The sequence below is a fragment of the Yersinia enterocolitica subsp. enterocolitica genome (assembly GCF_901472495.1).
GTDB lineage: Bacteria > Pseudomonadota > Gammaproteobacteria > Enterobacterales > Enterobacteriaceae > Yersinia > Yersinia enterocolitica.
In genome coordinates, this window is record NZ_LR590469.1 from 2,956,855 (window position 1) to 2,977,074 (window position 20,220).

The following is a 20,220-nucleotide window of genomic DNA, read 5'->3' on the forward strand; positions in this document are numbered from 1 at the left end:
TTCTTACAAAGAGGCTATTATTATGTCCGATGCTATTCGCCCCTATCTTCATTACTTACCTACGCTAGGTGCACGCGTCATGATCGATAGATCCAGTGTGATCATTGGTAATGTTGTTTTGGGTGATGATGTCAGTGTCTGGCCGTTAGTCGCCATTCGGGGTGATGTCAATCAGGTGAGTATTGGTGCACGTTCTAATATTCAAGATGGTAGCGTGTTACATGTTACTCATCACTCAGAGCATAATCCCGAGGGAAACCCGCTGATTATTGGCGAAGATGTGACTGTCGGGCATAAAGCTATGCTTCACGGTTGCACTATTGGCAATCGGGTATTAGTGGGGATGGGTTCTATTGTGCTAGATGGTGCGGTCATAGAAGATGATGTAATGATTGGAGCAGGTAGTTTAGTTTCCCCTGGCAAGCGATTGGCTAGTGGCCACCTTTATATGGGTAGCCCAGCCAGGCAAGTTCGCCCTTTAACACCTGCTGAATTAGAAGGCCTGCTTTATTCTGCCGGTAACTATGTGCGCTGGAAAGATGACTATTTGGCAGAGACCAAATAGAAGCTAATTTCTGATGCAGGGAATAAGCCATATCTCTCCCTGCATTGTTCCATATTTTTCTATTTAGCTAGCTCATCGCGCAACTGATTTAATACAGGGGTAATTTCAGGCATGACACCATGCCACAACTGAAAAGCATGCGCTGCCTGCCCCACCAGCATACCCAAACCATCGGCATAGCTTGTCACCCCCAAACGCGTGCTCCACGCTAGAAATGGCGTACTATCCGCTTGATAGAACATATCGTAACAGCGAGTTTGTGGGCTAATAATATCCATAGGTAAGTTTGGTACTTCGCCATGGATACCCGAAGCTGTCGCATTGATGATTAAATCAAAGGGCTGCCCACTCAGATCTTGCATCTCGACAGCATCTATATCCCCTAAATGGTGGAATACTTCTGCAAGTTGCTGCGCGCGGGCATAAGTCCGGTTAGTGATAACGACTTTGCAGCCATATGAAAGTAAAGGAAGGATCACACCTCGAGCCGCCCCACCAGCACCTACCAATAAGATATGATCTGTCGTCTGGATCAAATGTTGTCGTTCGAGATCACTGAGTAAGCCAATACCATCAGTGTTGTCACCTAACAAACGTCCGTCTTTTAATTGCTTAATCGTATTCACGGCTCCCGCTAGGGACGCACGATCGGTCAATTCGTCACACTTCGCGTGAGCACGTTCTTTAAACGGTGTCGTTATGTTTGCACCTATCGCCCCACCAGCAAAAAAAGACGTTAATGTCTCTTCAAAGGTTTCATTCGGGGCCAAAACCATACCGTAGCAATGTTCAATACCGGTTTGCTCAGCAAAGAGCGCATGGATCCTTGGCGACTTACTGTGCCCAATAGGGTTACCAAACACTGCGAACTTCTGATCCATGCTATTTCCTATCCTTGACGAAATTGTTTACCGGTTAGTGCATCTCTAATTTCAGATGGATTCAAACGCCCACCAACCAAACCAGCCAGCACTGGCAGAGAAGAGCCAAATTGTATTCTGACTTCTTCTATCGTACGGCAGGGTTCTTGGCCACTTAAATTAGCGCTGGTTGAAACCAAAGGTTTGCCATATTGGGAACAAAGTTGCTGTACGAGTGGATGATCGCTCACTCTCACAGCCAATGAATCAAAACTGCCCGTCAGCCAGCGCGGTGTCTCAGGGTGAGTAGGGATGACCCAAGTTACCGGCCCAGGCCAAACGGAAAAAATAGTCTCTCGCTGTGAATCAGTGAGTGCCGAGTCATCTACATACGGTTTTAGCTGTTCATAATTGGCAGCAATCAGAATCAGCCCCTTCTGCCATGGTCGCTGTTTTAATGCTAATAAAGCATTTACTGCTTTTTCACTATCAGGGTCACAACCTAAACCAAAAACAGCTTCTGTCGGATAGGCAATAACCTCTTCTTGCTGCAAGGCCTGCAACACATCCGACAAAGCGGCTCTATTCTCATTTCTACTCACGTTGTTATTACTCACTGACGACTGCCTTCCCGCATAACTTACTGGCGCAAAAACGTTTTACGCCTTGTGCTGTTCTCTTTTCCATTAACAATGGGTAGTGGCAATAAGCACACTCTCCCGCAATGGGTTGCTGATTAATTGTAAATTGGCAATCGGGATAACGATTGCAGGCATGGAAGACTTTTCCAAACCGAGATTTACGCTGTAGCAATTTTCCTTGCCCACACTGTGGGCAGCCGATCGATGTTTCATCCGGTTTATCAATGACTTCAGTATGATCACATTGCGGATATTGGCTACAACCAATAAACATACCAAAACGCCCTTGCCGTAATACCATATCCGAACCGCATTCAGGGCAGTGCTGCCCTTCCAGAACTTTCACGATATGACCATCGGATTGCGCTTTCAATGGGCGCATGTACTGGCAATCTGGATAATGTGAGCAACCAAGGAATGGGCCATGACCGCCGCTGCGAATGACTAACGCCGATCCGCACTCTGGACACGACCCATTATCCTTGGCAGTAACTGTTTTTGTCATAACACCTTCTATATAAAGTTATTTGCCCGTGATATTACCACTTAGTGCAAATAACCTTCATTGACTTCAAAAAGTAACTCTTCCATCTGCTGATAAGCGCTTTCATAACCCGGAATGTTAAATAGCACCATCAGCACAACCCACTTGAGATCCTCCAGATCAATCTCATTCGAGTCCAATGCCATAATACGGTCGATAACCATCTCACGAGTATCAAGGTGTAATACCTGAATTTGTTCAAGAAACAGGATAAAACCACGGCAAGTAACATCCAGACGTTGGGACTCTTCTGCTGTATAAATACGCAATGCTTGCGGATCAGCAGCATAGAGATAAGGTGCTTTCTGCCCATCTTGTAGGTCAGCCAGAGCCTCTAACCAGTTCAGGGCGTTGTTGATATCCTCACGATAGAAACCTGCTTGTGCAAGATCGTCAGTAATCTTGTCTTGATCAACAAGCATTTCCGACTCGTTATGCATATAAGTTTCAAATAAGTAAATTAGAACGTCGAACATGGCCTGCCCTCCTTAATCGGACATAGCCGCCGGGTACAGCTGCGATCCACCCTGCTAACTCCAGCTCGAGCAATTTGCTGACGATATCTGGCACAGGTTGGCCGGCGCGTTCGGCGACGACATCAACGGGTGTCACCTCATCTCCTACGTTAGCCAACACATCGGCAAATGGCAATTCAACTTGCTCTTCGGATGAAGAAATAATTACTTTCTCGGGTAATGATATCCATTGTAGCGAGCCACCGACCTGTTCGGCGACCTCACGGGCAGACCTGGCCAGATAGGCTCCCTGCTGAATCAACCAATGAACGCCCTCACTGGTTGCACTTCCCAGTGGCCCAGGTAAGGCAAAAACATCTCTCCCTTGCTCCATAGCATAGCGGGCAGTAATTAAAGAGCCACTTTTCAGTGTAGCTTCGACCACCAATACTGCGGAGCTTAACCCACTGATAATGCGATTTCTTCTGGGGAAATGAGTAGCAACAGGTAATGCTGTTGTCAGAAACTCCGAGACTAAAACCCCACCGTGATGCTCAATTTCTCGCGCTAATTGGCTGTGACGACGTGGGTATATGTTTTCCAGCCCGCTACCTAATACCGCAATGGTTTTTCCTCTAGTATTCAAGGCCGCCTTGTGACATATCCCGTCAATCCCCATAGCTAAACCACTGGTGATAGCTAACCCAGTAAGAGCCAGCTCTGAAGCAAAATGTCGCCCCCAATGTTCGCCATAATGGCTAAAATGACGGCTCCCCACCATGGCAACTTGTGGCCGATAAAGAACATCAAGTTCACCAGCGGCAAAAATGATCAATGGAGGGGAGGAAATATGAGTCAAACGCGGCGGATAGCCAGGTTCACCATAAGCCAGTAAGTGATGAGCAGGGTTAGTCAGCCAGCCTAGGGTGGTATCAATATAACGGGGGTCTACCTGAGTAAATTGCTGACATTGCTGCGGTTCTAACCCGTAGGCAGCTAATCTCCCGAGGTGAACATCACCACTGGCAAGTAACCTTCTGACCAAGGCACTGCTTTTTATTGTTCCAAGCCCTTTGACCTGGCTCATCCTGAGCCACAATTCCGCCGCTAACATATCGCCTCCCTGGCTAGCTTCCTAAACTGACACCGATTTGTTCAATTGGTAGACGATGCTGTCAATCAAGGCCGGAAATGTCTAGAATAGAGATTGAATATCATTCACTACTCGGACGCAGATCTAGATATTTATGTCAGTATTACAAGTATTACATTACCCAGACGAGCGGCTGCGCAAAATTGCAGCGCCAGTAAAAGAAGTCAATGGTGAAATCCAGCGTATCGTGGACGACATGTTCGAAACGATGTACGCAGAGGAAGGTATTGGCCTTGCTGCAACACAAGTGGATGTTCACCTGCAAATTATTGTCATTGATGTTTCGGAAAATCGTGACCAGCGTTTAGTGTTGATTAACCCTGAACTGTTGGAAAAAAGCGGTGAAACCGGCATTGAAGAAGGTTGCTTATCCATTCCTGAGCAACGTGCATTGGTTCCTCGAGCTGAAAAAGTCAAAATCAGGGCATTAGATCGTGACGGAAAACCGTTCGAGCTAGAAGCTGATGATTTGTTGGCAATTTGCATTCAGCATGAAATGGACCACTTGGTTGGTAAACTGTTTGTGGACTATTTATCACCACTGAAACGTCAACGCATCCGCCAAAAGCTGGAGAAAATGGCCAAGCTGAATGCTCGTGCCAACTAACCCCTTTTAATTCAGGAAACCAATGTGTCTGATTCTTTACGGATTATTTTTGCCGGAACTCCTGACTTTGCAGCGCGCCATTTAGGCGCGTTGTTGTCTTCCCAACATCAAATTGTGGGTGTTTTCACTCAACCAGACCGCCCGGCGGGTCGAGGTAACAAACTCACGCCAAGCCCGGTGAAGGTCTTAGCCGAACAACACGACATTCCCATTTTTCAGCCAAAATCATTGCGGCCAGAAGAGAATCAGCACCTGGTTGCCGATCTTAATGCAGATATTATGGTGGTGGTCGCCTACGGCTTAATTCTCCCTGCATCTGTTTTGGCCATGCCACGATTAGGTTGTATTAATGTCCACGGTTCTCTGCTGCCGCGCTGGCGCGGTGCTGCGCCAATCCAACGTTCATTGTGGGCTGGCGATGCAAAAACTGGTGTGACAATCATGCAAATGGATGTCGGGCTAGATACCGGTGATATGTTGCATAAAATTGAGTGTGATATTCAGCCAGAAGACACCAGTGCAACGCTCTACGATAAGTTGGCGCAGCTTGGCCCTCAGGGCTTATTGGTAACATTGCAACAGTTGGCCGAAGGCTCTGCACAGCCCGAAGTACAAGATGAAGCGCAAGTTACCTATGCAGAAAAACTCAGCAAAGAGGAAGCCAAATTAGATTGGTCGCTTTCTGCTGTCCAGTTAGAGCGTTGTATTCGTGCTTTCAATCCTTGGCCAGTCAGCTATTTCGTTGTTGATGAGCAACCCATCAAAGTTTGGCAAGCACAAGTGCTCGCAACTGTTGATAATGCAGCACCTGGTACAATCATCCATGCCGATAAGCATGGCATTCAAGTCGCAACCGCAGATGGTGTTTTGAATATCACACAACTGCAACCGGCCGGGAAGAAAGCTATGTCCGCTGCTGACTTGCTAAATTCACGACGCGAATGGTTTACACTCGGTAACCAGCTAGCATAAAAGATCTATTAAATCATATACCCAATGTATTTCATGGTGCAGGAAGGCGGCAAACAAGAGAATCCCGATGAGCTTACACAAGTAAGTGATTCGGGTGACAAATCTGCCCGGAGCAGATTTGGACGTTGCTTGCAGCGGCCTCACAGAGGCGAGGCCCATGGACGGGCCGAGTAGCGAGAGCAGCCAACGCATCTGCAACTTGAAAGATGACGGGTATAAGTTTCATCGCCCGGTATATCATCATCGGGCCACTTTCCCTTTATTTGCTGACGTTTGTCGGCTTTTTTGGTTATGAAAAACACATATAATCTCCGCAGCATCGCTGCCAAAGCAATTAGCCAGGTATTGGATCAGGGGCAATCGCTCAGTACCGTTTTACCTGGGCTACAAAAAAGTATTTCTGATAAAGATCGCGCATTGCTGCAGGAGTTGTGTTTTGGCACTTTGCGTGTCCTCCCACAGCTAGAGTGGTGTATCCAGCAGTTAATGGCACGCCCAATGACCGGTAAGCAGCGTGTTTTTCATTATCTGATTATGGTTGGGCTTTATCAGCTGATATACACGCGTATTCCGCCTCATGCGGCACTGGCGGAGACAGTAGAAGGCGCAACCGCACTCAAACGCCCGCAGTTAAAAGGGCTAATCAATGGCGTACTGCGTCAATTCCAGCGTCAACAAGTGGAATTACTGGAACGGGCGGCAAATAACGATAGCCACTATCTTCATCCGAGCTGGTTATTGGCACGAATTAAGCTAGCCTATCCTGATCAATGGCAACAGGTCCTGGATGCAAATAACCAGAAACCACCAATGTGGCTGCGCGTAAACCGACTACACCATTCACGCATTGAATACCTTGAGCTATTGAAGCAAGCCAATATTGAAGCTCTGCCTCATGACTTTTACCCTGACGCAGTTCGCCTTATTACACCTTGCGCCGTCAGTGACCTCCCCGGTTTTGAACTTGGCTGGGTAACGGTGCAAGATGCATCGGCACAAGGCTGTGTTGATCTGCTTGATCCACAAGATGGTGAGCAGATCCTTGATTTGTGTGCCGCTCCGGGGGGCAAAACAACCCATATTCTGGAAGCTGCGCCGAAAGTCCATGTATTAGCTGTCGATATAGATGAACAGCGCCTCAGCCGGGTTAAAGAAAACTTACAACGCCTGAGATTACATGCAGACGTGCGAGTCGGCGATGGTCGAACGCCAGATGAATGGTGCGGTGATCAACAATTCGATCGAATCCTGTTAGATGCCCCTTGCTCAGCAACCGGTGTTATTCGCCGGCACCCAGATATCAAATGGTTGCGTCGAGACAGTGATATCGCCGAGTTGGCCCAACTTCAATCTGAGATAATTGAAGCTATCTGGCCTAAACTGAAAAAAGGTGGCGTAATGGTTTATGCTACCTGTTCTATATTGCCTGAAGAGAATCAGCAGCAGATCGCCACTTTCCTGCAACGCCACAGTGAAGCAGACTTGGTCGAAACCGGCACAGTTTCAGCACCTGGCAGGCAAAATTTGCCACATCCTGAGGACGGTGATGGTTTTTATTATGCAAAGTTGATCAAAAGATAGTCGTGGCCTTTGCTGCCTCAAACCTAATTTCAGTGTGAAACAGAGAACGCTATGAAAATAATTATTCTTGGGGCGGGGCAAGTTGGCGGTACCCTGGCTGAAAATCTGGTGGGTGAGAACAACGATATTACCGTGGTGGATGTCGATTCCGGTCGGTTGCGCCAGTTACAAGATAAATTTGATTTGCGAGTCGTGCAAGGGCATGGTTCGCACCCGCGAATTTTACGAGAAGCTGGGGCAGAAGATGCCGATATGTTGGTTGCAGTAACGAATTCTGATGAAACCAATATGGTTGCCTGCCAAATAGCTTATTCGCTATTTAACACGCCAAATCGTATCGCTCGCATTCGTTCAGCTGAATATATTCGTGAAGCAGATAAACTGTTTCTACCGGAAGCGGTCCCTATTGACCATTTAATATCACCCGAACAGCTAGTTATAGATTACATCTATAAACTAATCGAATATCCAGGCGCGTTGCAGGTAGTCAATTTTGCTGAAGGTAAAGTCAGTATTGCTGCGGTCAAGGCCTATTACGGCGGGCCATTAGTCGGAAATGCATTATCATCTTTACGCGAACATATGCCGCATATTGATACACGAGTCGCGGCTATATTTCGTCAAGACCGACCAATCCGCCCGCAGGGTTCTACAATTATTGAAGCTGGTGATGAAGTTTTCTTTGTTGCCGCCTCGCAACATATCCGGGCCGTAATGAGTGAACTGCAACGGTTGGAAAAACCCTATAAACGCATCATGATTGTCGGCGGTGGGAACGTTGGGGCAGGCTTGGCGCTGCGCTTAGAAAAAGACTATAGCGTAAAATTAATCGAGCGGGATCAGCAACGTGCTGCTGAATTAGCAGAAATGCTACACGATACAATCGTATTTTATGGCGATGCATCAGATCAGGAATTATTAGCAGAAGAGCATATTGAACAGGTTGATGTCTTTATTGCCATTACTAATGATGATGAAGCTAATATTATGTCCGCTATGCTCGCAAAACGCATGGGCGCTAAAAAGGCAATGGTATTAATCCAGCGAAGTGCGTATGTCGATCTGGTTCAGGGAAGTGTTATTGATATTGTTATATCTCCACAACAAGCCACTATTTCCGCACTATTAGGTCACGTCCGTAAAGCCGATATCGTTAGCGTGTCATCATTAAGACGCGGTGTTGCAGAAGCAATAGAAGCCATTGCACATGGTGATGAAACCACATCAAAAGTAGTAGGCCGAATGGTCGAAGATATAAAACTGCCACCGGGGACAACTATTGGGGCAATTGTCCGTGGTGACGAAGTTATCATTGCCAACGGGAATTCTGTTATTAAACAGGGGGACCATGTCGTAATGTTTATTACCCACAAGAAATTTGTCCCTGATGTGGAACGGTTGTTCCAACCTAGTCCATTCTTCTTATAATCAAAGATGATTAAATTAAAACTATTCCGATAGAGAATAAAAAAGTTTCCTATAATTATGGCTGTATTCCGTTTTATTTAGCTAAAATTAAGTAGTTCATTTTAAAGGGGGTGTTGGTTATGAGTTTTATGAAGGAATTTCGTGAATTTGCCATGCGTGGCAATGTGGTCGACTTGGCTGTCGGGGTAATTATTGGTGCTGCATTTGGCAGAATTGTTTCTTCACTTGTTGCCGATATCATAATGCCACCATTAGGTTTATTACTCGGCGGGGTTGATTTCAAACAATTCCATTTCGTATTACGTGCAGCCGAAGGAAATATCCCTGCAGTTGTAATGAATTACGGTAGCTTTATTCAAAGTGTTTTTGATTTTGTCATCGTCGCGCTGGCTATTTTCTCTGCCGTAAAACTGATGAATAAATTACGCCGCGAAAAAGCGGAAGAACCTGCAGCACCGCCAGCACCAACAACAGAAGAAAAACTGCTCGCAGAGATTCGTGATTTATTGAAAGCACAACAGCAAAAATAACTACAGCCTTATTTAACGCCAAAAGCCATCAAATGATGGCTTTTTTATTAGTTTCAAATCGAGAAGGCCAGTGGTAATAAATCTATTGATTGCTTACCACTGGCCTCCCAGTTACCACCTTTTGCGTGTTTTTCTTTACGCTGATAGCTTCCTTTGCCTTTAACATTCTTTTCAATACGTTGCCTGAAAAGAGGATCATGGAGTAGAGCTTCCAGCGCATTGACCTTAATTTTTCCTTTGGTATGCCGATATGTCGTCATAGAAGTGCCTCACTAATAAAAATATTGATTAAAAATCCCACGAATAATACTGTTTGTTTGAACTGATTAAAACTATCCATCTAAAAAATTTAATTTCTGGTTAACTCTTCAGCAGCCCCCTGCTCCAATGCCTCCAAAATTGAGCAATAAGTCGTCGCATGCGTACTACCACAACATGCATCACTAAGCCGTTTTAGTGATTCGCGCATCCTTTTTAGTTCTGTAATTTTACTTTCTACATCGAGTAACCGAGAATCCACAATAGCCTTAGATTCCTGGCAGGTATGATGTTCAGGATCGACGCGGATCGACAATAATTCAGCAATAGTTTCTAACGTAAAACCAAGCTGCTTTGCATAACGGATAAACCGCAAACGTTGCAAATCTTGTTCAGTATAAAGTCTATAGCCACCTTCAGTCCGTTCACCATGATCCATCATGCCTTGTTTTTCATAATAGCGAATAGTGTCTGGCGTTACGTCAGCAAGTTTGGCGATTTGCCCAATCTTTAACATCCGTTATTCCCCTTTAGACAGTTTATATGTCACTTTATGCTGATATTCTTGATGCAGAAAGTCCGTGCTAAGGCCTGCCTGCTTTAATCTTAACGCTAATAAAGCCAATCGGTTATGCAAATTCGCATAATCATCATGCTGTTTGTCGAGATGTGACAACAAATCAGTGATGGTGAGTGCTTCCTGCCTATCCTGTAATTCAGGGGGAAGGTATCCCGCATTCTTCAGTAATCTGTATCCAGCCCTTAACTCCGCAGGAACGAAGGTATCATCATTCAGTATTAATGGCTGACCGTGCCCAGATAAATCTTTGAATTCACCTTTTTCTTGAGCATTGATAATGTGTCTTTCAGTCCATTCGTCAATCAATCCCATATTCCCTCCTAGAGATCAGACTTCATAAAGTGGGATAGCAGTTAAGATTAATAGATTGGCAGATAAATAATAAGAGGAGAGAGGACAGATACAAAGGGCAGATGCTTATCTTGCTGAATTATGGGCGTAAAAAAACCGGGCAAGCCCGGTTTTTTTACGCGTTTACAGATTACTCTGCAGCAACTACTTCTGCTTGCGATGCAGCACGATCAACTAACTCGATGTAAGCCATCGGTGCGTTGTCGCCTGCACGGAAGCCACACTTCAGAATGCGAGTGTAACCACCGGCGCGGCTCGCGAAACGCGGGCCTAGCTCGTTAAACAGTTTTGCCACGATCTCGTTATCACGAGTACGGGCGAATGCCAGACGACGATTAGCTACGCTGTCGGTCTTGGCAAGAGTAATCAGCGGCTCAACAACGCGACGCAGCTCTTTCGCTTTCGGCAGGGTCGTCTTGATTATCTCATGACGAACCAAAGAGCCGGCCATGTTACGGAACATAGCCTGGCGATGGCTGCTGTTACGGTTCAGTTGACGACCACTCTTACGATGGCGCATGACCTTATCCTTCTCAGTAAAACCTTAACCTGTGATCCGGTTACTCGTTATCAGCAATGCTAGCCGGTGGCCAATTTTCTAGGCGCATGCCTAAAGAAAGACCACGTGATGCGAGCACGTCTTTAATCTCAGTAAGAGATTTTTTACCCAGGTTAGGCGTTTTCAGCAACTCAACCTCGGTACGCTGTACCAGATCACCGATGTAGTGGATAGCTTCTGCCTTGAGGCAGTTAGCAGAGCGGACAGTCAATTCCAGATCGTCAACAGGGCGCAGCAGGATCGGATCAAACTCTGGCTTCTCTTCTTTAACTTCCGGCTGACGTACATCACGTAGGTCAACGAAAGCTTCAAGCTGTTCAGCCAAGATAGTTGCCGCACGGCGGATCGCCTCTTCAGGATCGATCGTGCCATTGGTTTCCATCTCGATAACCAACTTGTCCAGGTCGGTACGCTGTTCTACACGCGCTGCTTCAACATTGTAGGCAATACGCTCTACAGGGCTATAGCATGCGTCTACTAACAAACGACCAATCGGGCGCTCATCTTCTTCCGAATGAATTCGGGCAGAAGCCGGCACATAACCCCGACCACGTTGAACTTTGATACGCATACTAATAGATGCGTTCTCATCGGTCAGGTGGCAGATAACGTGCTGCGGCTTGACGATTTCGACATCACCATCATGGGTGATATCGGCTGCAGTCACAGGGCCAATGCCAGACTTATTCAGGGTAAGAATAACTTCATCTTTACCCTGAACTCTCACCGCCAGCCCTTTCAGGTTGAGCAGGATCTCCAGGATATCTTCCTGTACGCCTTCTTTGGTGCTGTACTCATGCAGTACACCATCAATCTCAACCTCGGTCACCGCGCAACCCGGCATAGATGAAAGCAGAATACGGCGCAGTGCGTTGCCGAGAGTATGGCCAAAGCCACGCTCTAACGGCTCAAGGGTCACCTTGGCGTGCGTCGAACTGACTTGCTCGATATCTACCAGGCGCGGTTTTAGAAACTCTGTCACAGAACCCTGCATTGTGTCCTCTCTTTGGTACTAAGCTTTACTTAGAGTAAAGCTCGACGATCAGGTGTTCGTTAATGTCCGCAGACAGATCAGTACGTTCAGGAATACGTTTGAACACACCTTCCATCTTGACAGCATCAACTTCCAGCCAAGTCGGCTTTTCACGCTGCTCAGCCAGCTCCAAAGCTGCCTTAACACGAGACTGCTTTTTAGCTTTCTCACGGATGCTGACTACGTCATTCGGAGATACCTGATAAGAAGCGATGTTAACAACGCGACCATTTACCATGATAGCTTTATGACTAACCAGCTGACGTGATTCAGCACGAGTTGCGCCAAAGCCCATACGGTAAACTACGTTATCCAGACGGCCTTCCAGCAATTGCAACAGGTTTGCACCTGTGTTGCCTTTCAGACGTGCTGCTTCTTTATAGTAGTTACGGAATTGACGTTCTAGAACACCATAGATACGGCGAACTTTTTGTTTCTCACGTAACTGCACACCGTAGTCAGACAGACGCGGTTTACGCGCACCGTGCTGGCCAGGTGGTTGTTCAATCTTACACTTGGTGTCAATCGCGCGAACGCCAGACTTAAGGAACAGGTCTGTGCCCTCACGACGGCTCAGCTTGAGCTTAGGACCCAAATATCTTGCCATTTTCTCTCTCCAACAAACCTAAAAGCAGCGTTATACGCGGCGCTTTTTCGGCGGACGACAACCGTTATGAGGGATCGGAGTCACATCAGTAATATTAGTGATGCGGAAACCAGCCGCGTTTAACGCACGGATAGTAGACTCACGGCCCGGACCAGGTCCTTTAACCATAACTTCCAGATTCTTGATACCGTATTCTTTCACTGCGTCAGCGCAGCGCTCTGCTGCAACTTGCGCTGCAAACGGAGTAGACTTACGAGATCCACGGAAACCGGAACCACCTGCTGTTGCCCAACCCAATGCGTTACCTTGACGATCTGTAATAGTAACGATGGTGTTGTTGAAAGAAGCATGGATATGAGCCACACCGTCAGAGACTGTCTTTCTTACACGCTTGCGTGCACGAATAGGTGCCTTTGCCATTATTCAATCACCCCGATTATTTCTTGATCGGTTTACGCGGACCCTTACGGGTACGTGCGTTGGTCTTAGTACGCTGACCGCGAACTGGTAGACCACGACGATGACGCAAACCACGATAAGTCCCAAGGTCCATCAGACGCTTGATGCTCAGGGTCACCTCACGACGCAGATCACCTTCTACAACGTACTTGGCAACTTCGTCACGCAGCTTCTCGATTTGCTCTTCAGACAGCTCACTGATCTTAACATTTTCAGCAATACCCGCAGCAACACAGATAGCCTGTGAACGGGTCTTACCGATGCCGTAGATCGCAGTTAACGCGATAACGGTATGTTTCTGATCAGGAATGTTAATGCCTGCTATACGGGCCACTATGCACTCCTACTATTTTATACAGCAATACCATTCTGAAAAGCCCGTTTTCAGGATACTCAAATAGCATTGCAGTCACATACAAAAGATTGGCTGGCTAATCTAGCCAGCTCAACCCAACTTTGCAAGAAAAATATGCAAGATAAATCAGCCTTGACGCTGTTTATGCTTTGGTTCGGCACTGCAGATTACGCGAACGACACCGTTACGCTTAACAATTTTGCAGTTACGACATAATTTCTTGACGGAAGCACGAACTTTCATTTTTACTCTCCGTAACTTCTCAAGCATCTCTGAATTAGCGGTTATAGCCTTTCAGGTTTGCTTTCTTCAATGCAGACTCGTACTGACTAGACATCATCAGAGTTTGCACTTGAGCCATAAAGTCCATGATGACCACCACTACGATAAGTAGGGAGGTACCACCAAAGTAAAATGGTACTTTCATCGCGTCACGCATGAACTCCGGGATCAGGCAGATGAAAGTAATATACATCGCACCAATTAAGGTTAGACGCGTCATTACTTTATCGATGTACTTCGCCGTTTGCTCTCCCGGACGAATTCCTGGCACGAATGCACCGGACTTCTTCAGGTTATCTGCTGTTTCACGCGGGTTAAACACCAACGCCGTGTAGAAGAAACAGAAGAAGATGATTGCAGACGCATAGAGTAACACATAAAGCGGCTGTCCCGGCTGCAAATACATCGAAATAGTCGTCAGCCAGTTCCAACCTGTCCCGCCCCCAAACCATGATGCAATCGTGGCAGGGAACAGAATTATGCTGGAAGCAAAGATTGCAGGGATAACCCCAGCCATATTTACTTTCAACGGTAAGTGTGTGCTCTGTGCTGCATAAACACGACGACCTTGTTGACGTTTAGCATAGTTAACGACGATACGACGCTGACCACGTTCAATGAAAACAACGAAGAAGGTTACTGCAAACACTAATACTGCAACCAACAGCAACAGGAGGAAGTGCAGGTCGCCTTGCCGAGCTTGCTCGATGGTATGGGCTATTGCAGGTGGAAGACCGGCAACAATACCAGCAAAGATTATGATTGAAATACCGTTACCGATACCACGCTCAGTAATCTGTTCGCCCAGCCACATTAGGAACATAGTCCCTGTAACCAAGCTAACAACAGCGGTAAAATAGAAGGCAAAGCCTGGATTGATTACCAGACCTTGCATCCCAGGCATATTCGGTAGACCGGTAGCAATACCGATCGATTGGAATATAGCCAATACCAACGTGCCATAGCGGGTGTACTGACTAATCTTACGACGGCCAGCCTCCCCTTCTTTCTTTATCTCTGCTAACGCTGGATGAACCACCGTCAGCAGTTGGATAATAATCGACGCCGAAATATACGGCATGATACCCAAGGCAAAGATAGAAGCACGACTGAGAGCACCACCAGAGAACATGTTAAACATTTCAATGATGGTCCCTCTCTGCTGCTCGAGCAATTTAGCAAGCACAGTGGCATCGATACCAGGAATCGGAATGAAAGAGCCGATACGGAAAACAATAAGCGCACCGATAACAAACAAAAGTCTGCGCTTCAGTTCGCCTAATCCGCCTTTAGCACTTTGAAAATCTAATCCTGGTTGCTTAGCCATCTGCTACTTATTCCTCAATTTTACCGCCAGCAGCTTCGATAGCAGCACGAGCGCCTTTGGTGACACGCAGACCACGAAGAGTTACCGCACGAGTGATTTCGCCTGAAAGCATAACTTTCGCGAACTCAATCTGGGTACCAACAACGTTAGCGGCTTTCAGCGTGTTCAGGTCGATTACGTCGCCTTCCACTAAAGCCAGTTCAGACAGACGAACTTCTGCCGTGATCATAGCTTTGCGAGAGGTGAAGCCGAATTTCGGCAAACGACGATATAAAGGCATCTGACCACCTTCAAAACCACGACGTACGCCACCACCAGAACGTGAGTTCTGACCTTTGTGACCACGACCAGCAGTTTTACCCAGGCCAGAACCGATACCACGACCTACACGCTTCGGCGCATGCTTGGCACCTTCAGCCGGAGACAGAGTATTTAAACGCATCTGTTACTCCTCAACTTTAACCATGTAGGAAACCAAGTTGACCATACCACGTACAGCAGGAGTATCCTCACGCTCTACAGTATGACCAATACGACGCAGACCTAAACCGATCAGAGTTGCCTTGTGTTTCGGCAAACGACCGATACTGCTTTTTGTTTGAGTTACTTTAATAGTCTTTGCCATGGTTATTTCCCTAGAATTTCTTCGACGGACTTACCACGCTTAGCAGCGACCATTTCTGGGGATTTCATATCTTCTAAAGCAGCGATAGTTGCACGAACCACGTTAATCGGGTTAGTAGAACCATATGCTTTAGCTAAAACGTTATGAACCCCTGCAACTTCTAAGACGGCGCGCATTGCACCACCGGCGATGATACCGGTACCTTCAGAAGCTGGTTGCATGAATACACGGGAACCTGTGTGAGCACCTTTAACAGGGTGCTGCAGAGTACCGTTATCCAAAGCAACATTAATCATAGCGCGACGGGCTTTTTCCATCGCTTTCTGGATCGCTGCCGGAACTTCGCGTGCTTTGCCGTAGCCAAAACCAACGCGACCGTTACCATCACCAACTACTGTCAGTGCGGTAAAGCTGAAAATACGGCCACCTTTTACGGTTTTAGATACGCGGTTTACCGCGATCAGCTTTTCCTGCAGTTCGCCAGCTTGTTTTTCGATGTGAGACATCTTACACCTCTACCTTAGAACTGAAGGCCAGCTTCACGGGCAGCATCTGCCAGTGCCTGGACTCGACCATGATATTGGAAACCGGAACGGTCAAAGGATACTTTCGTGATCCCTTTTTCCAATGCGCGCTCTGCAACAGCTTTACCTACAGCTGCGGCGGCATCTTTGTTGCCGGCGTACTTCAATTGCTCATTGATAGCTTTTTCTACAGTAGAAGCTGCTACCAAAATTTCAGAACCGTTTGGTGCGATAACCTGCGCGTAAATATGGCGTGGGGTACGATGTACCACCAGGCGAGTCGCACCCAGTTCTTTGAGCTTGCGGCGTGCGCGGGTCGCACGACGGATACGAGCTGCTTTCTTATCCATAGTGTTACCTTACTTCTTCTTAGCCTCTTTGGTACGCACGACTTCGTCGGCGTAACGGACACCCTTGCCTTTATAAGGCTCAGGACGACGGTAGGCACGTAAATCTGCTGCAACCTGACCAATCACCTGCTTATCAGCGCCTTTCAGCACGATTTCAGTTTGGGTCGGACATTCAGCAGTGATGCCAGCCGGCAATTCATGGTCAACTGGATGAGAGAAGCCTAAAGCTAAATTCACCACGTTGCCTTTAACTGCGGCACGGTAACCTACACCTACCAATTGAAGCTTCTTAGTGAAGCCTTCGGTAACACCAATGACCATTGCATTAAGCAGTGCACGAGTGGTACCCGCTTGGGCCCAACCGTCTACAGCGCCTTCGCGTGGAGCGAAAGTCAGTGTATTTTCTTCTTGCTTAACTTCAACAGCACTATGGACGGTACGAGTCAGCTCGCCGTTCTTACCCTTAATCGAAATAACCTGACCGTTGAGTTTTACCTCTACGCCGGCAGGAATGACGACGGGTGCTTTTGCAACACGAGACATTCTTTCCTCCCGAATTAAGCTACGTAGCAGATAATCTCGCCACCAAGACCAGCTTGGCGAGCTGCACGATCGGTCATAACACCTTTAGAGGTAGAAATAACAGCGATACCCAAACCGGCCATAACTTTTGGCAGCTCATCTTTTTTCTTATAGATGCGCAGACCTGGACGGCTGATACGTTGAATGCTTTCTACCACTGCCTTACCCTGGAAATACTTAAGAGCTAATTCCAGAACAGGCTTGGCGTCGCCTTCGACTTTAAAATCTTCAATAAAACCTTCTTCCTTCAGAACGTTGGCAATTGCCACTTTCAGCTTGGAGGAAGGCATGGTGACCGCGACTTTGTTTGCGGATTGACCGTTACGGATACGGGTCAGCATATCCGCGATCGGATCTTGCATGCTCATCTGTCTTTACTCCCGTGATTCAATTGGTGACAATTACCAGCTAGCCTTTTTAAGGCCCGGGATTTCACCGCGCATTGCGGTTTCACGGACTTTAATACGGCTCAACCCGAACTTCCGCAAGAAACCATGCGGACGACCAGTTTGGTTGCAGCGATTACGCTGACGGGACGGGCTGGAATCACGCGGCAGAGACTGCAGCTTCAGAACAGCATTCCAACGATCTTCGTCGGATGAGTTCACACCAGAGATAATAGCTTTTAATTCCTCGCGTTGAGCGCGGTATTTGTTAGCTAGTTTCACGCGAACGACTTCGCGTGCTTTCATTGATTGCTTAGCCATCAGTAACCCTACCTTACTTGCGGAATGGGAATTTAAAAGCAGCCAATAATGCACGGCCTTCATCATCGGATTTCGCAGTAGTGGTAATGGTAATATCCAAACCACGCACACGATCGACTTTATCGTAGTCGATTTCCGGGAAGATGATCTGCTCGCGCACACCCATGCTGTAGTTACCACGACCATCGAATGACTTAGCGGACAAGCCACGGAAGTCACGGATACGAGGTACAGCAATGGTAATCAGACGCTCAAGGAATTCCCACATGCGTTCGCCACGCAGGGTTACTTTACAGCCGATCGGATAGCCCTGACGGATTTTGAAGCCTGCAACAGATTTGCGTGCTTTGGTGATAAACGGCTTTTGGCCGGAGATTGCTGCCAAGTCAGCTGCTGCATTATCCAGCAGTTTCTTGTCAGCGATCGCTTCACCAACACCCATGTTCAGGGTGATCTTCTCGACCCGAGGGACTTGCATGACAGAGTTGTAGTCAAACTGAGACATCAGTTGTTTGACTACCTCGTCTTTGTAGTAATCATGCAGTTTCGCCATCGTATTACTCCAAATTACTTGATAGTTTCGCTATTAGATTTAAAGAAACGGACTTTTTTCCCGTCTTCAAATCTAAAGCCTACACGGTCAGCCTTACCAGTTGCCGCGTTGAACAGCGCAATGTTGGAAACTTGAATTGCAGCTTCTTTTTCAACAATGCCACCTGGTTGATTCAGGGCCGGAACCGGCTTCTGATGTTTTTTAACCAGGTTGATACCTTCAACAATGACCTTACTAGCAGACAGGACATTCTTTACTTTACCGCGCTTACCTTTGTCTTTCCCGGTTAGCACGATAACTTCGTCATCACGACGGATTTTCGCTGCCATGGTTCGCTCCTTAGAGTACTTCTGGTGCCAGAGAGATAATTTTCATGAACTTCTCATTACGCAGTTCACGAGTTACCGGCCCAAAAATACGCGTGCCGATTGGCTGCTCGCTGTTATTATTTAAAATAACACAAGCGTTGCCATCGAAGCGAATGACAGAACCGTCCGGGCGACGTACACCCTTCTTGGTGCGCACCACTACCGCCTTCAGAACATCGCCTTTCTTCACCTTGCCACGAGGAATTGCTTCCTTGATGGTGATCTTGATGATGTCGCCGATGCCTGCGTAGCGACGGTGCGAGCCACCTAGAACCTTGATACACATTACGCGACGTGCACCGGAGTTGTCGGCCACGTTCAGCATAGTCTGTTCTTGGATCATGTTAGTGCTCCGCTAATGTCAACTACTACTTTAGGACCCAGAATAGGTCGTTTAAAAGCCCCATGAATGAGGGCGCAGCATTATAACACCGCTTCCAAATTATGGGTAGAAAAAATAAACGGCCCACTTTCTGAGCCGTTTATTATGTTCGAGTTGGCTACTCTATTACAGAATCGCTTTCTCTACAACGCGAACAAGTGTCCAAGACTTAGTCTTTGACAATGGACGGCATTCGCGGATTTCTACCACGTCACCGATTCCACATTCATTGTTCTCGTCATGTACATGCAATTTCGTCGTACGACGGATGAATTTCCCATAAATTGGGTGCTTCACCACACGTTCGATAGCAACAACCATGGATTTCTCCATTTTGTCACTAACTACGCGACCTTGCAGAGTACGGATTTGGTCAGTCATTACGCACCCGCCTTTTCAGTCAGTAAAGTCTTAACACGTGCGATATTACGGCGCACTTGTTTCGACAGGTGAGTTTGTTGCAGCTGGCCACTAGCCGCCTGCATGCGCAAATTAAATTGCTCACGCAGCAGGTTGAGCAGCTCAGTGTTCAGCTCTTCAACGCTTTTTTCACGCAGCTCTTGTGCTTTCATTACATCACCGTCTTAGTTACAAAGGTGGTTCCTACAGGCAGTTTCGCTGCAGCGAGCTTAAATGCTTCGCGAGCAGTTTCTTCCGGCACACCAGCCATTTCAAATAAAACTTTTCCTGGCTGGATCAGGGCAACCCAATACTCTACGTTACCCTTACCTTTACCCATACGCACTTCGAGCGGCTTCTCGGTGATCGGTTTGTCCGGGAATACACGGATCCAGACCTTACCTTGACGCTTAATTGCACGTGTCATCGCACGACGGGCTGCTTCGATTTGACGAGCCGTCAGGCGGCAACGGCCACAAGCTTTCAGGCCGAACTCACCGAAGCTAACATCCGTACCTTGCGCAAGGCCACGGTTACGGCCTTTGTGCATCTTACGGAATTTTGTACGCTTTGGTTGTAACAT

At 47.2% G+C, this 20,220-nt stretch carries 34 protein-coding genes; 6 read left to right on the forward strand and 28 right to left on the reverse strand.

Features of this window, described 5'->3' with window-relative positions; genetic code table 11:
* The first annotated feature begins 22 nt into the window (after positions 1 to 22).
* Positions 23 to 565 (forward strand): gamma carbonic anhydrase family protein, encoded by a 543-nt coding sequence (locus FGL26_RS14130; RefSeq protein ID WP_005174588.1) that lies wholly within the window; start codon positions 23 to 25, stop codon positions 563 to 565.
* 59 nt (positions 566 to 624) lie between these two features.
* Here FGL26_RS14130 and aroE read toward each other — a convergent pair whose 3' ends face one another.
* Genes aroE through dprA form a run of 5 tightly spaced genes read right to left on the reverse strand, consistent with a single transcriptional unit; the run spans position 625 to position 4,179 of the window.
* Positions 625 to 1,446 carry a shikimate dehydrogenase gene (gene aroE / locus FGL26_RS14135; protein ID WP_005174590.1) on the reverse strand — a complete coding sequence of 274 codons (822 nt, stop codon included), beginning with the start codon at positions 1,444 to 1,446 and terminating at the stop codon, positions 625 to 627.
* A gap of 8 nt (positions 1,447 to 1,454) precedes the next feature.
* Positions 1,455 to 2,027, reverse strand: a complete 573-nt coding sequence (gene tsaC / locus FGL26_RS14140; protein WP_005174593.1) for an L-threonylcarbamoyladenylate synthase type 1 TsaC — start codon at positions 2,025 to 2,027, stop codon at positions 1,455 to 1,457.
* A 7-nt stretch (positions 2,028 to 2,034) separates the two neighbouring features.
* On the reverse strand, positions 2,035 to 2,571 hold the full coding sequence (locus FGL26_RS14145; protein WP_005174596.1) for a DNA topoisomerase family protein: 537 nt from the start codon (positions 2,569 to 2,571) through the stop codon (positions 2,035 to 2,037).
* A gap of 41 nt (positions 2,572 to 2,612) precedes the next feature.
* Positions 2,613 to 3,086: a DUF494 family protein gene (locus tag FGL26_RS14150; protein ID WP_005166401.1), complete on the reverse strand. Its 474-nt coding sequence runs from the start codon at positions 3,084 to 3,086 to the stop codon at positions 2,613 to 2,615.
* The gene (gene dprA, locus FGL26_RS14155) at positions 3,058 to 4,179 is read right to left on the reverse strand and encodes a DNA-protecting protein DprA (RefSeq protein WP_005174599.1); all 1,122 of its coding nucleotides are present in this window, start codon (positions 4,177 to 4,179) and stop codon (positions 3,058 to 3,060) included. Before dprA ends, FGL26_RS14150 begins: the two co-directional genes overlap by 29 nt.
* A 133-nt stretch (positions 4,180 to 4,312) precedes the next feature.
* On the opposite strand from dprA, the gene def reads away from it, so the two are divergent.
* The 5 genes from def (at position 4,313) to mscL (ending at position 9,336) form a co-directional block, all read left to right on the forward strand.
* Positions 4,313 to 4,825: a peptide deformylase gene (gene def / locus FGL26_RS14160; protein WP_004709217.1), complete on the forward strand. Its 513-nt coding sequence runs from the start codon at positions 4,313 to 4,315 to the stop codon at positions 4,823 to 4,825.
* 24 nt (positions 4,826 to 4,849) lie between these two features.
* Positions 4,850 to 5,797 (forward strand): methionyl-tRNA formyltransferase, encoded by a 948-nt coding sequence (gene fmt / locus FGL26_RS14165; protein WP_005174602.1) that lies wholly within the window; start codon positions 4,850 to 4,852, stop codon positions 5,795 to 5,797.
* Between the two features lie 291 nt (positions 5,798 to 6,088).
* Positions 6,089 to 7,378: a 16S rRNA (cytosine(967)-C(5))-methyltransferase RsmB gene (rsmB, locus tag FGL26_RS14175; RefSeq protein ID WP_005174604.1), complete on the forward strand. Its 1,290-nt coding sequence runs from the start codon at positions 6,089 to 6,091 to the stop codon at positions 7,376 to 7,378.
* Between the two features lie 51 nt (positions 7,379 to 7,429).
* The gene (trkA, locus tag FGL26_RS14180; RefSeq protein ID WP_005166392.1) at positions 7,430 to 8,806 is read left to right on the forward strand and encodes a Trk system potassium transporter TrkA; all 1,377 of its coding nucleotides are present in this window, start codon (positions 7,430 to 7,432) and stop codon (positions 8,804 to 8,806) included.
* Between the two features lie 119 nt (positions 8,807 to 8,925).
* On the forward strand, positions 8,926 to 9,336 hold the full coding sequence (mscL, locus tag FGL26_RS14185; protein ID WP_005174607.1) for a large-conductance mechanosensitive channel protein MscL: 411 nt from the start codon (positions 8,926 to 8,928) through the stop codon (positions 9,334 to 9,336).
* A 53-nt stretch (positions 9,337 to 9,389) separates the two neighbouring features.
* On the opposite strand, the gene FGL26_RS14190 is transcribed toward mscL, so the two are convergent.
* From FGL26_RS14190 to rplP, 23 genes are all read right to left on the reverse strand, one after another.
* A complete protein-coding gene (locus FGL26_RS14190; protein WP_005174609.1) occupies positions 9,390 to 9,596 on the reverse strand; it encodes an alternative ribosome-rescue factor A in 207 nt (68 codons plus the stop codon).
* A gap of 89 nt (positions 9,597 to 9,685) precedes the next feature.
* Complete coding sequence (zntR, locus tag FGL26_RS14195; RefSeq protein WP_005174611.1) at positions 9,686 to 10,111, reverse strand: Zn(2+)-responsive transcriptional regulator; 426 nt, start codon at positions 10,109 to 10,111, stop codon at positions 9,686 to 9,688.
* 3 nt (positions 10,112 to 10,114) lie between these two features.
* Positions 10,115 to 10,486 (reverse strand): DnaJ family domain-containing protein, encoded by a 372-nt coding sequence (locus FGL26_RS14200; RefSeq protein WP_011817318.1) that lies wholly within the window; start codon positions 10,484 to 10,486, stop codon positions 10,115 to 10,117.
* Positions 10,487 to 10,655: 169 nt separating this feature from the next.
* Positions 10,656 to 11,045, reverse strand: a complete 390-nt coding sequence (rplQ, locus tag FGL26_RS14205; protein ID WP_004391407.1) for a 50S ribosomal protein L17 — start codon at positions 11,043 to 11,045, stop codon at positions 10,656 to 10,658.
* Between the two features lie 40 nt (positions 11,046 to 11,085).
* Positions 11,086 to 12,078, reverse strand: coding sequence for a DNA-directed RNA polymerase subunit alpha (locus tag FGL26_RS14210; RefSeq protein WP_004709232.1), 993 nt, complete (start codon positions 12,076 to 12,078; stop codon positions 11,086 to 11,088).
* A gap of 25 nt (positions 12,079 to 12,103) precedes the next feature.
* Positions 12,104 to 12,724 (reverse strand): 30S ribosomal protein S4, encoded by a 621-nt coding sequence (gene rpsD, locus FGL26_RS14215; protein ID WP_002218949.1) that lies wholly within the window; start codon positions 12,722 to 12,724, stop codon positions 12,104 to 12,106.
* Positions 12,725 to 12,754: 30 nt separating this feature from the next.
* Positions 12,755 to 13,144, reverse strand: a complete 390-nt coding sequence (gene rpsK, locus FGL26_RS14220; RefSeq protein WP_004709234.1) for a 30S ribosomal protein S11 — start codon at positions 13,142 to 13,144, stop codon at positions 12,755 to 12,757.
* Positions 13,145 to 13,160: 16 nt separating this feature from the next.
* On the reverse strand, positions 13,161 to 13,517 hold the full coding sequence (rpsM, locus tag FGL26_RS14225) for a 30S ribosomal protein S13 (protein WP_004702348.1): 357 nt from the start codon (positions 13,515 to 13,517) through the stop codon (positions 13,161 to 13,163).
* 147 nt (positions 13,518 to 13,664) lie between these two features.
* The gene (gene rpmJ / locus FGL26_RS14230; RefSeq protein ID WP_002227352.1) at positions 13,665 to 13,781 is read right to left on the reverse strand and encodes a 50S ribosomal protein L36; all 117 of its coding nucleotides are present in this window, start codon (positions 13,779 to 13,781) and stop codon (positions 13,665 to 13,667) included.
* A 34-nt stretch (positions 13,782 to 13,815) separates the two neighbouring features.
* Positions 13,816 to 15,147, reverse strand: a complete 1,332-nt coding sequence (gene secY, locus FGL26_RS14235) for a preprotein translocase subunit SecY (protein ID WP_002213344.1) — start codon at positions 15,145 to 15,147, stop codon at positions 13,816 to 13,818.
* A 7-nt stretch (positions 15,148 to 15,154) separates the two neighbouring features.
* Positions 15,155 to 15,589 carry a 50S ribosomal protein L15 gene (gene rplO / locus FGL26_RS14240; RefSeq protein ID WP_004391411.1) on the reverse strand — a complete coding sequence of 145 codons (435 nt, stop codon included), beginning with the start codon at positions 15,587 to 15,589 and terminating at the stop codon, positions 15,155 to 15,157.
* A 3-nt stretch (positions 15,590 to 15,592) separates the two neighbouring features.
* A complete protein-coding gene (rpmD, locus tag FGL26_RS14245; RefSeq protein WP_002213339.1) occupies positions 15,593 to 15,772 on the reverse strand; it encodes a 50S ribosomal protein L30 in 180 nt (59 codons plus the stop codon).
* Positions 15,773 to 15,774: 2 nt separating this feature from the next.
* A complete protein-coding gene (rpsE, locus tag FGL26_RS14250) occupies positions 15,775 to 16,278 on the reverse strand; it encodes a 30S ribosomal protein S5 (protein WP_004391412.1) in 504 nt (167 codons plus the stop codon).
* 14 nt (positions 16,279 to 16,292) lie between these two features.
* A complete protein-coding gene (gene rplR / locus FGL26_RS14255) occupies positions 16,293 to 16,646 on the reverse strand; it encodes a 50S ribosomal protein L18 (protein ID WP_004391413.1) in 354 nt (117 codons plus the stop codon).
* Positions 16,647 to 16,655: 9 nt separating this feature from the next.
* The gene (gene rplF / locus FGL26_RS14260) at positions 16,656 to 17,189 is read right to left on the reverse strand and encodes a 50S ribosomal protein L6 (RefSeq protein WP_005159860.1); all 534 of its coding nucleotides are present in this window, start codon (positions 17,187 to 17,189) and stop codon (positions 16,656 to 16,658) included.
* Between the two features lie 14 nt (positions 17,190 to 17,203).
* On the reverse strand, positions 17,204 to 17,596 hold the full coding sequence (rpsH, locus tag FGL26_RS14265) for a 30S ribosomal protein S8 (RefSeq protein ID WP_005174622.1): 393 nt from the start codon (positions 17,594 to 17,596) through the stop codon (positions 17,204 to 17,206).
* A 33-nt stretch (positions 17,597 to 17,629) separates the two neighbouring features.
* On the reverse strand, positions 17,630 to 17,935 hold the full coding sequence (rpsN, locus tag FGL26_RS14270; protein WP_004391418.1) for a 30S ribosomal protein S14: 306 nt from the start codon (positions 17,933 to 17,935) through the stop codon (positions 17,630 to 17,632).
* 13 nt (positions 17,936 to 17,948) lie between these two features.
* On the reverse strand, positions 17,949 to 18,488 hold the full coding sequence (rplE, locus tag FGL26_RS14275; RefSeq protein WP_005159856.1) for a 50S ribosomal protein L5: 540 nt from the start codon (positions 18,486 to 18,488) through the stop codon (positions 17,949 to 17,951).
* Positions 18,489 to 18,502: 14 nt separating this feature from the next.
* Positions 18,503 to 18,817: a 50S ribosomal protein L24 gene (rplX, locus tag FGL26_RS14280; RefSeq protein ID WP_004391420.1), complete on the reverse strand. Its 315-nt coding sequence runs from the start codon at positions 18,815 to 18,817 to the stop codon at positions 18,503 to 18,505.
* Positions 18,818 to 18,827: 10 nt separating this feature from the next.
* On the reverse strand, positions 18,828 to 19,199 hold the full coding sequence (rplN, locus tag FGL26_RS14285; RefSeq protein ID WP_002213325.1) for a 50S ribosomal protein L14: 372 nt from the start codon (positions 19,197 to 19,199) through the stop codon (positions 18,828 to 18,830).
* Between the two features lie 165 nt (positions 19,200 to 19,364).
* Positions 19,365 to 19,619: a 30S ribosomal protein S17 gene (gene rpsQ, locus FGL26_RS14290; RefSeq protein ID WP_002228135.1), complete on the reverse strand. Its 255-nt coding sequence runs from the start codon at positions 19,617 to 19,619 to the stop codon at positions 19,365 to 19,367.
* Positions 19,619 to 19,810: a 50S ribosomal protein L29 gene (gene rpmC / locus FGL26_RS14295; protein ID WP_005159843.1), complete on the reverse strand. Its 192-nt coding sequence runs from the start codon at positions 19,808 to 19,810 to the stop codon at positions 19,619 to 19,621. The genes rpsQ and rpmC overlap by 1 nt, the downstream gene beginning before the upstream one ends.
* A complete protein-coding gene (gene rplP, locus FGL26_RS14300; protein WP_002218940.1) occupies positions 19,810 to 20,220 on the reverse strand; it encodes a 50S ribosomal protein L16 in 411 nt (136 codons plus the stop codon). Before rplP ends, rpmC begins: the two co-directional genes overlap by 1 nt.